Here is a 13866-nt window from a genome sequence, read left to right on the forward strand (position 1 = left end):
TCATAGAAAAAGGAGAGGGTTTGTTATGGCAAAAGGGCTTGAAGGGATTGTTGCAACAGAAACGTCCATTAGTTCAATCATTGATGACCAACTGACGTATGTTGGCTACACAATTGATGATCTCGCGGAAAATTCCAGTTTTGAAGAAGTTGTTTATTTGCTCTGGAATTTGAAATTGCCGAAAAAAGCCGAACTGGATGAGTTCAAGGCAAACTTGGCTGCTGAGATGGAGCTACCGGAAGCGGTGATTGATCATTTACGTTCATATGACTTATCAACGGTACACCCAATGGCGGCGTTACGTTCTGCTGTCTCGATTTTAGGGCTGTATGATGAAGAGGCGGACGTGATGGATGAAGCTGCCAATAAGCGAAAGGCAGTCCGTCTTCAGGCGCAAATAGCTACCATCGTCACGGCTTTCGCACGTATTCGTAAAGGCAAGGAGCCGGTTAAACCGAAAAAAGATTTGAGTTTTGCCGCCAACTTTCTTTATATGCTAAATGGTGAAGAACCTAAAGATATCGAGGAGGAAGCCATTAACAAGGCGCTCATTCTGCACGCTGATCATGAGTTGAATGCCTCTACATTTACGGCTCGTGTATGTGTCGCGACGCTATCGGATATTTATTCCGGTGTAACGGCTGCAATCGGCGCATTAAAAGGGCCGTTGCATGGTGGTGCAAATGAACGTGTGATGGCGATGCTGACAGAAATCGGTGAAGAGGATAATGCAATCCCATACATCAAGAAAAAAATGGACAACAAGGAAAAAATTATGGGGATGGGGCACCGTGTCTATGAAAATGGTGACCCACGTGCTAAATTCCTGAGAGAGATGTCAAAAGAACTGACGAAAATTACCGGACAGTCAAAATGGTACAACATGTCCATCAAGATTGAAGAATTTGTAAAAGAAGAGAAAGGTTTGCCTGCCAATGTGGACTTTTATTCAGCTTCTGTCTATCACAGTCTGGGAATTGACCATGACTTGTTCACACCAATCTTTGCCACAAGCCGTATATCCGGTTGGCTGGCCCATATTCTTGAACAATACGATAACAATCGTCTGATACGTCCGCGTGCCGAATATGTCGGACCCAAAACACAAAAGTATGTACCAATTGAGGAACGCTGAAGAATGAGTAACATCCTGCGGACACAAGCATTCCGCTGAATGATATGTTAAACTGATGATGTATAAGGATTAATAGGAGGTCTTTTTTATGACACAAGGTGAAAAAATTACGGTTGACAATGGTAAGATGAATGTTCCAAATCGTCCGATTGTCCCTTTCATTGAAGGCGATGGGACAGGTCCGGATATTTGGGCTGCAGCACGTCGTGTTATCGAAGCTGCGGTTGATAAAGCATATAATGGTGAAAAAGCCATTGACTGGAAAGAAGTATACGCCGGTCAAAAAGCCTATGACAAAACCGGTGAATGGCTTCCGGATGAAACGCTTAAAACAATTGACGAATATAAAATTGCGATCAAAGGCCCGCTTACCACACCAATCGGCGGCGGAATCCGCTCCCTGAACGTTGCATTGCGCCAGGAACTGGATTTATTTACCTGTCTGCGTCCTGTCCGTTATTTCACTGGTGTTCCATCACCTGTCAAGAATCCGGAAGATGTCGATATGGCCATTTTCCGTGAAAATACGGAAGATATCTATGCCGGAATCGAATGGCAAAAAGGCACAGATGACGTGAAAAAAGTAATCGACTTCCTGCAAAATGAAATGGGCGTCAACAATATCCGTTTCCCTGAGACTTCCGGAATCGGTGTGAAGCCGGTCTCTGAAGAAGGAACAAAGCGTCTGGTGCGTGCTGCTATTGATTACGCGCTTAATGAAGGACGGGAAAGTGTTACTTTAGTACATAAAGGTAACATCATGAAATTTACGGAAGGCTCATTTAAGAACTGGGGCTATGAAGTTGCTGAACAGGAATATGGCGACAAAGTGTTCACATGGGCTGAGTATGACCGGATTGTCGAAAAAGATGGTAAAGATGCGGCAAATAAAGCACAGGATGAAGCCGTCGCTGCCGGCAGGATTCTCGTCAAAGATGCCATTGCTGACATTTTCCTGCAGCAGATTCTGACTCGTCCAAAAGAATTTGATGTTGTTGCGACAATGAATTTGAATGGGGACTATATTTCCGATGCATTGGCTGCACAAGTTGGCGGAATTGGTATTGCACCGGGAGCAAACATCAACTATGATACCGGCCATGCGATTTTTGAAGCAACTCACGGGACTGCGCCAAAATACGCAGGCATGGATAAGGTCAACCCATCTTCCATGATTCTTTCAGCCGTATTAATGCTGGAACACCTTGAGTGGCGGGAAGCTGCTGATTTGATCACAAAAGCAATGGATAAGACAATCGCGTCCAAAGTTGTCACTTATGACTTCGCTCGTATGATGGATGGTGCAACGAAAGTGAAAACCTCCGAATTCGGTGATGAACTGATTAAAAATATGGATTCGTAAGGAAGGCAGGGACGAACATGGCTATCAAACGCAGGAAGATTTCTGTCATTGGCTCTGGTTTCACTGGCGCTACGGCTGCTTTAATGATGGCACAAAAAGAACTCGGGGATGTCGTGCTGGTTGACATCCCGGATATGGAGGACCCGACAAAAGGAAAAGCATTGGATATGAAAGAAGCAAGTCCTGTACAGGGGTTTGATGCGAATGTCATCGGAACTTCCAATTATGAAGACACGAAAGACTCTGACCTCGTTATTATTACAGCCGGGATTGCTCGCAGGCCCGGCATGAGTCGTGATGACCTGGTGAACACCAATGCGAAAATCATGAAAACTGTGACACGGGATATTGTGAAATATTCGCCGGAGACCACGATTGTTGTATTGACCAATCCGGTTGACGCCATGACCTATACGGTTTTCAAAGAATCCGGGTTCCCTAAAGAACGTGTCATCGGCCAATCCGGTGTACTGGATACAGCACGTTTTCGCACTTTTGTAGCGGAGGAACTGAACCTGTCTGTCAAAGATGTTACCGGGTTCGTTCTTGGTGGACATGGTGACGACATGGTACCATTAATCCGCTACTCATATGCTGGCGGGATTCCGCTCGAAAAATTAATTTCCAAAGACCGTCTTGACGAAATTGTAGAGCGTACCCGTAAAGGCGGCGGCGAAATCGTTGGATTGCTGGGCAACGGTAGCGCTTATTATGCCCCAGCCGCCTCTCTGACCGTTATGGCAGAAGCGATTTTGAAAGATCAGCGCCGTGTGCTGCCATCGATTGCATATTTGGAAGGCGAATATGGATACAAGGATATTTATCTGGGTGTGCCGACTATCATTGGCGGAAATGGTCTGGAGGAAATCATCGAACTTGATCTGACTGCTGACGAGAAAGCCCAATTGGACAAATCAGCGGATTCTGTAAAGAATGTCCTTGATGTATTAGGGTAGATTTCAATGAAAAAAGCTTCTCCTGACACATATAGCACAGGAGAAGCTTTTATTTTTCTGATGGTTCTTTTTTGTGTAATTGAAAGCGATTACAATATGGTGGTCTGCAATTGTGAGGACTTGACCCGGAAAAGAGCACAGATGGGTCTGGCTAACTATGTAAATTTTTCTTAACATACGGGTTGTTCACTTTTTCCATCTTTCATTGTATGATGAGGATAGCTTAGATGTCATAGAAATGGGGACAACAGATGGGGAAACGAATTCTGATTGTTGATGATGAAGCATCGATTGTGACGTTGTTAATATTTAATGTGGAGCAGGCCGGATTTGAAACAGATGTTGCATATGATGGTGCGGAAGCGATTAAAAAGGCTGAATCCGCTGATTTTGACTTGATTATTTTAGATCTGATGCTTCCGGAAATGGACGGAATGGATGTCTGTAAACATCTGCGAACAAACAAAATCGATACGCCGATTCTGATGCTGACAGCAAAAGATGAGGAATTTGATAAGGTGTTGGGGCTGGAGCTTGGGGCTGATGATTATTTGACGAAACCATTCAGTCCTAAAGAAGTTGTTGCCCGGATTAAAGCGATATTAAGACGCTCCGAAAAAACCGAAGAAACAAATACACTTTCAATTCAGATCGGGGACTTAATGATTTATCCTGATCGCTATGAAGCCGAAATAAAAGGCGAGGATCTGACATTCACCCGAAAGGAATTCGAACTCTTATATTATCTTGCATCCCACAAAGGGAAGGTTTTGTCACGGGATCAGCTGCTGAGTGCTGTATGGAATTATGACTTTGCCGGGGACACCCGTATTGTTGATGTGCATGTCAGCCATTTACGCGAAAAGATTGAACCAAAAAATAAAAAACCCGCCTACATTAAAACGGTGCGCGGGCTTGGTTATAAAATGGAGGAACCGAAATAATGCTGCCTTTATTTAAAAAACCGTTACTGGCTTACAATGCAGGACTGTTCATTCTGGTTGCTGTAACGGGAATTGCCATTGGACAAATGACCTCCGAATACATTATTCTCGTGTCAATTTTAATCGTGGAATATGTGATTCTGCTGGTCATCATGCTGCATGTTTATGATAAATACATGAAGCCGATTAAAAAGACATCCCTGGCGGTTGATGAGCTTGTAAAAGGGAATTATCGGGCAAGAATCCACCATGCCGAGGGTGGGAATATTGGTGAACTGAACCATAAATTGAATGTCCTGGCACGAAATCTGAGTGAATTTCAAATACAGGAACAGGTACATGAGGAGCAGCTTTCGACGGTTATTGATAACACACAAAGCGGTTTAGTGCTGATTGATGAAAAAGGGTATATCCACTTGGTTAATCGTAAATTTATAGCCATGTTTGGCGGTAATGCCCATGATTATCAAGGTTACTTGTACTATGATGTATTGGAAAACGAAACCATTCATGAGACAGTCCAGCAAACCTTTTTGTATGAGAGGAATATTAAACACTCCTTTACCCAGATAGTCGGTGTCGGCAAAAAATACATTGAAATTGTGGGTGCGCCCATTTTTAATGAGCGTGATATGCTGAAAGGCGCTGTGCTCTTGTTGTATGATATCACCCATTTGAAAAAGCTGGAATTGATGCGGAAAGACTTTGTCGCGAATGTTTCGCATGAGTTGAAAACACCGATCACATCCATTACAGGGTTTACTGAAACTTTGCTCAATGGGGCAAAAGATGAACAGGAATCACTCGATCGGTTTCTGAAGATTATTTATGATGAAAGCTATCGTCTTCAGGGGCTGATTGAAGATTTACTGACATTATCAAGGCTTGAAGCTGATGAATTTAAAATAGCGCGCTCAACGGTCGATATGAATCAGCTGGTTCAAGACATTCTACCGATAACTGAAGAACGGGCAAAACAGAAAGGCATCACGCTGACTTCGGATGTGAGGGACACGATCATACTAAAGGCAGATGGTGAGCGCATTAAACAGGTGATCATCAATTTATTGAACAACGCTATTAGTTATACCCCGGAAGATGGTGCCGTGAATTTGACGGTAACGGATGAAGGGGGAACAGTTCATATCCAAGTATCCGATAATGGGCTTGGCATCCCGCAAAAAGCTGTTTCCAGGATTTTTGAGCGCTTTTACCGTGTAGATAAGGCCCGAAGCCGGAATACAGGGGGAACAGGATTGGGATTGGCAATTGTCAAACATATTGTCGAAGTGCATGATGGAGCAATAGAAGTCGAAAGTGAGCCCCATAAAGGGTCGGCCTTCCACGTCTATTTGCCAACAAATGATCCGGCATCCTCTTAATAGGGGGTGCTTTTTGTTATACTATGTTAAAATGATAGAAGAACGGTATGATCGGAGGACGTTTTGATGCGTAATAAACTTGTATTGATTGACGGAAACAGTGTGATTTATCGGGCGTTTTTTGCCTTGCCTTTATTGAATAATGATAAAGGTGTTTACACCAATGCGGTGTATGGCTTTACAAATATGCTTTTGAAAATTCTCGGTGATGAACAGCCGACCCATATGCTGGTGGCGTTTGATGCCGGAAAAACAACATTCCGTCATGAAACCTACAAAGAATATAAAGGCGGACGGCAAAAGACACCGCCCGAATTGTCCGAACAGATCCCACTTTTGAAAGAAGTGCTTGATGCATTCCATATTTCCCATTACCAGCTTGATTTGTATGAGGCAGATGATATTATTGGCACCCTTTCCAAACAGGCGCAGGAAAAGGATTGGGATGTGACGGTTATTTCTGGTGATAAGGACTTGCTGCAGCTTGTATCGAACGAGGTTACGGTAAACTTGACCAAAAAAGGAATCAGTGATGTGGAACCTTATACACCGGCTTTTATGCAGGAAAAAATGGCCATTGCCCCTGAACAGATTATTGATTTGAAAGCATTAATGGGCGATAGTTCTGATAACATCCCAGGTGTGCCCGGTGTCGGGGAGAAAACGGCGGCAAAACTGCTGAAACAATTTGAAACGGTCGATAACGTGTACGAGCACCTTGATGAAGTCAACGGGAAAAAATTAAAAGAAAAACTGGAAAATCATAAAGATGATGCATTCATGAGCAAGAAGCTTGTCATTATTGACCGTGATTCACCGATTGATGTTTCACTGGACAAGGTTACTTATGCAGGATACCCGCAAGCGGAAGTCAGTGCCATCTTTAAGAGTTTGGGCTTTCAGTCACTTCTGAATCGGATCGATGGGGAGCGACGGGATGAAGAAGAGGAGCGCACTGAACTGAAGCATATCGATTATACGATAGCAGATGAAGTCACTGCAGATATGCTGGGTGATGAGTCGGCAGTGGTACTGGAAATGCTTGAGGAGAATTATCACTACGGCAGGATAGAAGGCATCGGTGTGGTGAATCAATCCAATGCCTATTTTATCCCGACCGAAACGGCTGTCGAATCGGAAGCATTTAAAACATGGGTTGAAGACAGCAACCGGTCAAAAGTTGTGTTCGACGCCAAGAAAACGCTGGTAGCTTTATTGAATAAGGGTATCCATATCAGAGGCATCACGTTTGACATGTTTCTGACATCCTATCTGCTTAATCCGGCGGAGAATAACCATGATATTCCTGCCATTGCTCATCGGATGGGTAAGACAGACGTGTTGTATGATGAAGAAGTTTACGGAAAAGGTGCCAAAATGAGGGTACCCGAACAGGGCATCCTCAGTGAACATGTCGCCCGGAAAACAAACGTTCTTTTTCAAATAAAGGATGAGATGAAGGAGCCGCTAAAAGCGAATGAACAATATGAACTGCTCAAAGAACTGGAAATGCCGCTTGCTCTTATTTTAGGTGAAATGGAACATACCGGTGTGCTGGTTGACACGGACCGTATCAAAGAAATGGGTGATGACCTGAAACAGCGGTTGAATGATTTGGAACAGGATATATATGGTCTTGCCGGCAGGGAATTCAATATCAATTCACCGAAACAACTTGGGCCAGTTCTGTTTGAAGAGCTTGAGTTGCCGGTCATTAAAAAGACAAAGACCGGATATTCGACAGCAGCGGATGTATTGGAGCAGCTGAAAAATGAACATGAAATCATCCCGAAACTGTTATTGTACAGACAGCTCGGTAAACTGCAATCAACTTATATTGCCGGTCTCTTAAAAGTCGTGGACTCAGACAGTAACAAAATCCATACGCGCTTTAATCAGGCACTGACACAGACTGGCCGTTTGAGTTCAGTTGACCCGAACTTGCAAAATATCCCGATCAGGCTTGAGGAAGGGCGTAAAATACGACAGGCATTCGTCCCATCCAGGGAAGGCTGGATCATGTTTGCTGCCGACTATTCCCAGATCGAGCTCCGAGTGCTCGCACATATTGCGGGTGATGAAAAACTCGTTGAGGCGTTTACGAACGATTTGGACATCCATACCCAGACGGCAATGGATGTGTTCCACGTTGACCGGGAAAACGTCACAGCTAACATGCGGCGTCAGGCCAAGGCAGTCAACTTCGGAATTGTGTACGGTATCAGCGATTATGGACTTTCCCAAAGTCTCGGCATCACACGCAAGGAAGCCAAACAATTCATTGAGCGTTATTTTGAAAGCTATCCTGATGTCAAAGCCTATATGGATAACATCGTGCAGGAAGCCAAACACCAGGGTTATGTGACCACGCTGATGAAACGCAGACGTTATTTGCCGGAAATTACAAGCAGGAATTTCAACCGGCGTTCATTTGCCGAACGGACTGCCATGAACACCCCTATTCAGGGAAGTGCTGCCGATATTATTAAAAAAGCGATGATCGATTTGCACGAAAAACTGCAGGATGAGAAAATCGAAGCACGAATGCTGCTTCAGGTGCATGACGAGCTGATTCTCGAAGCACCAAAAGAGGAGATTGAACAACTAAAAGAAATCGTACCAGCGATCATGGAAAAAACTGTGGATCTGAACGTACCATTGAAAGTCGACTATGAATATGGTGACAGCTGGTTTGATGCAAAATAAGGGGAAGATGAAATGCCGGAACTGCCGGAAGTTGAAACGATAAAAAACACACTCAAACGATTTGTCATCGATAAAACAATAACCGATGTTACGGTATTTTGGCCGAACATTATCAAACGGCCGGATGATGCTGAACAATTTAAGGATCTTTTACATGGACAGTCGATACGCGACATTCATCGAAAAGGGAAATTCCTGTTATTTGAACTGGATGATGCCATACTGGTATCCCATTTGCGGATGGAAGGCAAGTACAGTGTCCACCCGTCAGGGGAGCCTGTCAAAAAACATACACACGTCATTTTTACGTTTAACAGTGGTGAGGAGCTCCGCTATAATGACGTACGGAAGTTTGGGACAATGCATCTGTTTAACAAAGGTGAGGAACGGCTTGGTAAACCGTTAAATCAATTAGGTCCGGATCCATTTGATGAAGCATTTACGGTGGATTATTTTTACCAAAAGCTGAAAAAAACAGACCGGCAGATCAAATCGGTGCTGCTGGATCAGACGGTTGTCGCCGGTCTGGGAAATATTTATGTTGATGAAACGTTATTTAAGGCGAAAATCCATCCGTTAAGAAAAGCACGTCAATTAAAGAAAAGAGAAGTTCAAGCCATCCGGGAAGCAGCTATTTCGACACTGCGGGAGGCGGTGGCTCAGGGCGGCACCACCATCCGCTCGTATGTGAATTCCCAGGGTGATATGGGCATGTTTCAGCAGGAGCTGTTTGTTTACGGACAGGAAAACGAGCCATGCAAAGAATGCGGCAGGCCGATCACGAAAATGAAAGTCGGCGGACGCGGCACACACGTCTGCGTCTCATGTCAAAAATGAAGTGAGGAATGTATCATGACATTGGTAATTGGACTGACCGGAAGTATCGCAAGCGGCAAAAGTACCGTCTCATTAATGTTTGATGACTTTAATATTCCGGTGATTGATGCAGATAAGATTTCGCGGGAAGTTGTGAGGCCGGGCGAGAAGGCCTATGAGCAAATCGTGGACACATTCGGCGGTGAAATTTTACGGGATGATCAGACAATCGACCGAAAAAAATTAGGTGCCATTGTTTTTGAAAACGAAGATAAACGCCAGGCATTAAACAGCATTGTCCACCCGGCAGTCAGGGAAAAAATGCTGGAACGACGGGATGCTCATGTGGACACGGGAGAAAAATGTGTTGTGCTGGATATCCCATTACTGTTTGAAAGCAAACTGACAAACTTCGTGGATAAAACGGTTGTCGTCTATGTCGATGAACAGGTGCAGCTGGAGCGGCTAATGGATCGTGACGGTTATTCGGAAAAAGAGGCGTATCAGCGGATTCATGCACAGATGCCGGTTAAGGAAAAGGCGGAACTTGCTGATGCTGTTATTGATAACAATGGGTCAAAATATGATGCGTATCAGCAGTTGGAATCCCTGCTGCGGGAATGGGATGTTTTGTGATTCAGCATCTGGAGAGAAAGAAAGAAGAGGAATATTGATATAATAACAGTCTAATAGGCTTTTTGAACAACCGCTATATGTTACATTTGCAATAAATTACCACTTAACATGTTCTATGGAGTTGGAGTGTAAATTTGATGAAAATTATAATTGTAGGGGTATCTTGTGTTGGAAAATCTACTGTAGGCAGGATATTAGCTGATGAACTTGGCTATAAATTCTTTGATTTTGACATAGAGGTTGAAAAATACTTTAACAGTCACATTACCTTTTTAAAAAATGAATACCCTCTTGAGATTGCCTATAGAGAAAAGGTAAGTGTCGTTTTAAGCAAAATTCTCAAAGAAAATAATAATCATTTTATTCTTGCCATGCCACCAAGTGGACTGATGGATCACTATTGGAGATTAATCAACAAGGATGATCGTCTTATTACAATTGCGTTATGGGATAAGGCGAAAAACATTCTGGACAGGATTACGTTTTATGATGATTACACAAAACCAATGGAATCACCAGTAACCAAAGAAAATGAAAAATACTATTTGAGGGAAATAAGACTGGACATGGAGTATTTTGGCAGAAGCCATAAAAAGGCGGAAATTCAGAAGGACATCGATGGTAAAAGTGCTTTGCAGGCAGCAGATGAATTAAAAGATCTGCTTTCTGCTGAGGAACGGTAAAGAATCGGCCAGCTCAGTGGTACCTGAACAATTACAAAAAAGATGGATTGAACAATCATACGTTTGCTATTAATACGGTGAAAGGGTGGGAATGTTGGATTTCCGGGGGAAAAGAAACGTAACTGAGGAAGAATTTTATCAGCTACGGGAGAATTCCGACCGGATAATGGAGTATATCGATGGTAAAGTGTTTATATCACCATCTCCATCGACAAAGCATCAAAGAATTTCCGGCCGCTTGCATGCACAACTGTTTCAATTGCTGGATGGCTCCGATTGTGAAGTGTTTCATGCACCTTATGATGTTGAATTAACACATGATGAAATCGATGATACAACGATTGTGGTATCTGACCTGTCAGTCATCTGTGATAAGAGTGGATTAACCGGGGAAAAATATGTTGGCGTTCCTTCTATGATTATTGAGATCGTAGGCCCATCCAACCAATCTCATGACCTGGTTTATAAACCCAAACTCTATATGAAATATGGCGTGAAAGAGTATTGGATTGTGAACCCTATTTTGAATACAGTACAGGTTTATACCCTTGATGTTAATAAGGAATACCGGCTGCATGACATTGCAAAAGATAAAGGCAGCATCCATTCAACCATACTGTCAGAATTTATAGTAGACATTGAGGGCATTTTCGATTAACAGTTGAAAATAGCTCAGTTCTTTGTAGATTTAAAATAAAAATCGTCCAAAACGGATGTAAAACCTAAGTCAGCAAAAGGGCTGGAGCCTGCTTTTGATTATGAAATTGATTGAAACAGGCTCTTATATGTTTCGTTAGGAAGTATTTTTGTGAAATAGTTTATTGTTTTATGCCTGTGTTATTCAAGAATATGCCCTAATATGCAGACTACCGATGACTCTTATTCCATTACTGCGACCTATTGCGGAAGACTCGTACATTATCCTAGGGTATTCTAAATTTTTCATTCTCGATATTTGAAGTGTCTTAAAATAATACTGGCAAGGATGCTAATGCCATAAAATCCTATAAAGGTATATAGATTAAAAAAAATAGAATTTGTATGGACGTTTAAAATAGTTGACCGGTAAATTACTGAATTCGGGTCTTTAAAACTTCCCAATTCCCGAAATAGACTGATTGCAAATTTATATTCAAACAGTCCGCAACCAACAATAACGACTAAAATAATTAATGAACTGAGGTAAAATGCGATGTTCGTAACAGGTCTCCACCTTTGATAGACCAATAAGCTAAGAATAACACAGGAGTGTAGAAAGATTCCCACTACAATCGGAAAGAGAAGCAAAAATGGATTACCATTTCCACCTGCCATTTGAGGGGGAAATGTGGATATATACATAAGAAAGAACCCAATAATAGAGATGATTATCTCTGCTACAAAAATACCTATCCCTGTTTTCTCTCGAAAATTATGTTTTATGAAAACAAATAATTGTTTTCTTGTTGCATAAAAAACCAAAAGGAATACAATAACTGAAAGTCCCAGGAAAATCACTAACATAATTTGCTCCTTTCAGTATTTGCGGATAAAAATACTAAATTAAATAGGAACGGCAACTATTTGAGGTAAGATCAATGGTCCTTTAACCTATAAATAAAGGTCAGGAATCGTTGCCATTCCCAATTCAGGATATTTGACTAACGCATCCATACGATGTCGAGATCTTGATCGTTAGCGGACCAATCAACCCAGTGTGTAGCATCGTTGTTTTTCCCACCGTCAGGGTCTTTAATAGCAATTTTCCAATTTCCTCTATTTTCATTATACCCAATGATAGTGTACCAATGCCAATTGCTAAGATGCTCCGTTCCATTCATATCGGTTTGTGCACCAAGAGGATCGTTGCTATTAATAGCAGAGGTTATTTCTGATATACTTGGGGACTTGTCTTGATGGTTACTCCAAGCTGATGAATCATGTGTGACGTGTGCATACATACCTTTATTCCAAGGGTAAAGAAGAGTTCCGGTATAAAAAGATCTCATTTCACCATACAGATGGTTAATTAAATTTGCCCGACTGCCATAAACAGCATTATCCCTGACTGAATAGCCCATTACATCATGGTAGTAATCTGCTATCATTGCTCCAACAGCAGGACCACAAGCCGAATTTGGATGATTAACACCGTTCCTCCTTTGCCATATTCTATCAACATTTAATAATTTTCCATCATACGCCCCAGCAGGATGTATAGATTCAATAAACTTATCGTTTAAAAGTTGATCCCATCTTTCCTTAGCATTTTTACTTTTTTGCAAACTCACTAATTTTTGATTTGAAATTTTTTTATATAACTTTGAATTAACTGATACACTTTTGTTTTTTAATCTATTAAGAGTCCTTTCTTTTTTTTATGAAATTTTTTTCGTAATTCATTTTTGTTTTTTGCAAAGGCAAAATTGTTAAAACCAGAATAATACACATGTTGATAATTCTTTTTCTTTTGCAGGTACGATTTTAAACTACCGCCTTCACTATACTGCAAAATTGGGGCGATTGATCTATTGGCCGAGACGATGATGTAACCAGTGTGATTGCCATTTTTTTTGCCCTCTAAATAATAACCAATTAGAGAATCATTTTTGTTGTATAACTTTTGGCCCGATAATGGAACAATCCCTTATTTAATTTTAACATAATCTACCTTGTGGACAATATGAAATCCAAAGGGATAATACGGAACTATTTTTTAAATAATACTCAAATCACCATCCAGTAAACCGGGCTATTACAATAACCTTGCATAGCGCAACGAAACTTGCTGTTCATCTGTTCCGGTCGGCGTCACTCTTCTTTCCTGGTAGACGAAACCACGTGATTCATAAAAAGGGATACCACGCTGATTACCTTCCTGAACGGATACCCATTGTCTCTCAGCACCATTTTTTATATGATCTTTGGTTAGTGCCTCGAGCAAATATGTGCCAATACCTTTATACCGGTAACTCTCATCAACATAAAACATGAAAATCTCTGCCGTATCTGATCCAGTCATACCGCCGCCAATCACGCCGGCAATTTTTGAATCCGCCAGTGCAACATGTGTATAGGCACCTTTTCGAATATCTTGACGTACCCGGTCATGATTATACCAAAATGCAACATTCTCTCGCTGGTATTCTTCGCTGAGCGTACCTTCAACTGTTTGCCTCCAGCCCGCCGCACAAACGGCGGCAATGGTTTCTGTATGTTCTGTTTGTGGTTTAATGATTGCAATATCCATTTACAGTTTTTCCTCT

The 13866-nt window shown here is 42.1% G+C and carries 13 protein-coding genes; 10 read left to right on the forward strand and 3 right to left on the reverse strand.

The genetic code is table 11. The features are described from left to right. Positions 1-25: 25 nt before the first annotated feature. The 10 genes from citZ to E4U82_RS03625 all read left to right on the forward strand — a co-directional run bounded on the left by citZ (position 26) and on the right by E4U82_RS03625 (position 11279). Positions 26-1135: a citrate synthase gene (citZ, locus tag E4U82_RS03580; RefSeq protein WP_135108678.1), complete on the forward strand. Its 1110-nt coding sequence runs from the start codon at positions 26-28 to the stop codon at positions 1133-1135. Between the two features lie 88 nt (positions 1136-1223). After that, complete coding sequence (icd, locus tag E4U82_RS03585; RefSeq protein ID WP_135108679.1) at positions 1224-2498, forward strand: NADP-dependent isocitrate dehydrogenase; 1275 nt, start codon at positions 1224-1226, stop codon at positions 2496-2498. Between the two features lie 17 nt (positions 2499-2515). Further along, positions 2516-3454 (forward strand): malate dehydrogenase, encoded by a 939-nt coding sequence (gene mdh, locus E4U82_RS03590; RefSeq protein ID WP_135108680.1) that lies wholly within the window; start codon positions 2516-2518, stop codon positions 3452-3454. A 251-nt stretch (positions 3455-3705) separates the two neighbouring features. Then, the gene (locus tag E4U82_RS03595) at positions 3706-4398 is read left to right on the forward strand and encodes a response regulator transcription factor (protein WP_135108681.1); all 693 of its coding nucleotides are present in this window, start codon (positions 3706-3708) and stop codon (positions 4396-4398) included. Continuing rightward, positions 4398-5780 (forward strand): two-component system histidine kinase PnpS, encoded by a 1383-nt coding sequence (gene pnpS / locus E4U82_RS03600; protein WP_135108682.1) that lies wholly within the window; start codon positions 4398-4400, stop codon positions 5778-5780. Before E4U82_RS03595 ends, pnpS begins: the two co-directional genes overlap by 1 nt. Positions 5781-5846: 66 nt before the next feature. Further along, entirely contained in the window at positions 5847-8486 is a 2640-nt protein-coding gene (gene polA, locus E4U82_RS03605; RefSeq protein WP_135108683.1) for a DNA polymerase I, read from the forward strand. 12 nt (positions 8487-8498) lie between these two features. Continuing rightward, on the forward strand, positions 8499-9323 hold the full coding sequence (gene mutM / locus E4U82_RS03610; RefSeq protein ID WP_135108684.1) for a DNA-formamidopyrimidine glycosylase: 825 nt from the start codon (positions 8499-8501) through the stop codon (positions 9321-9323). A 15-nt stretch (positions 9324-9338) separates the two neighbouring features. Then, positions 9339-9938: a dephospho-CoA kinase gene (coaE, locus tag E4U82_RS03615; protein ID WP_135108685.1), complete on the forward strand. Its 600-nt coding sequence runs from the start codon at positions 9339-9341 to the stop codon at positions 9936-9938. Positions 9939-10075: 137 nt separating this feature from the next. Continuing rightward, on the forward strand, positions 10076-10621 hold the full coding sequence (locus E4U82_RS03620) for a shikimate kinase (RefSeq protein WP_135108686.1): 546 nt from the start codon (positions 10076-10078) through the stop codon (positions 10619-10621). Positions 10622-10712: 91 nt separating this feature from the next. After that, positions 10713-11279 (forward strand): Uma2 family endonuclease, encoded by a 567-nt coding sequence (locus E4U82_RS03625; protein ID WP_135108687.1) that lies wholly within the window; start codon positions 10713-10715, stop codon positions 11277-11279. Positions 11280-12261: 982 nt separating this feature from the next. Here the strand turns inward: E4U82_RS03625 and E4U82_RS03630 are convergent. The 3 genes from E4U82_RS03630 to E4U82_RS03635 all read right to left on the reverse strand — a co-directional run bounded on the left by E4U82_RS03630 (position 12262) and on the right by E4U82_RS03635 (position 13850). Continuing rightward, the gene (locus E4U82_RS03630; protein WP_135108688.1) at positions 12262-12885 is read right to left on the reverse strand and encodes a papain-like cysteine protease family protein; all 624 of its coding nucleotides are present in this window, start codon (positions 12883-12885) and stop codon (positions 12262-12264) included. A 65-nt stretch (positions 12886-12950) separates the two neighbouring features. Continuing rightward, on the reverse strand, positions 12951-13244 hold the full coding sequence (locus E4U82_RS20750) for a Spi family protease inhibitor (RefSeq protein ID WP_483414087.1): 294 nt from the start codon (positions 13242-13244) through the stop codon (positions 12951-12953). A 111-nt stretch (positions 13245-13355) separates the two neighbouring features. After that, positions 13356-13850 (reverse strand): GNAT family N-acetyltransferase, encoded by a 495-nt coding sequence (locus tag E4U82_RS03635; RefSeq protein WP_135108689.1) that lies wholly within the window; start codon positions 13848-13850, stop codon positions 13356-13358. Between the last annotated feature and the right edge of the window lie 16 nt (positions 13851-13866).

The sequence above is a fragment of the Lentibacillus salicampi genome (assembly GCF_004565465.1).
Classification (GTDB): domain Bacteria; phylum Bacillota; class Bacilli; order Bacillales; family Amphibacillaceae; genus Lentibacillus; species Lentibacillus salicampi.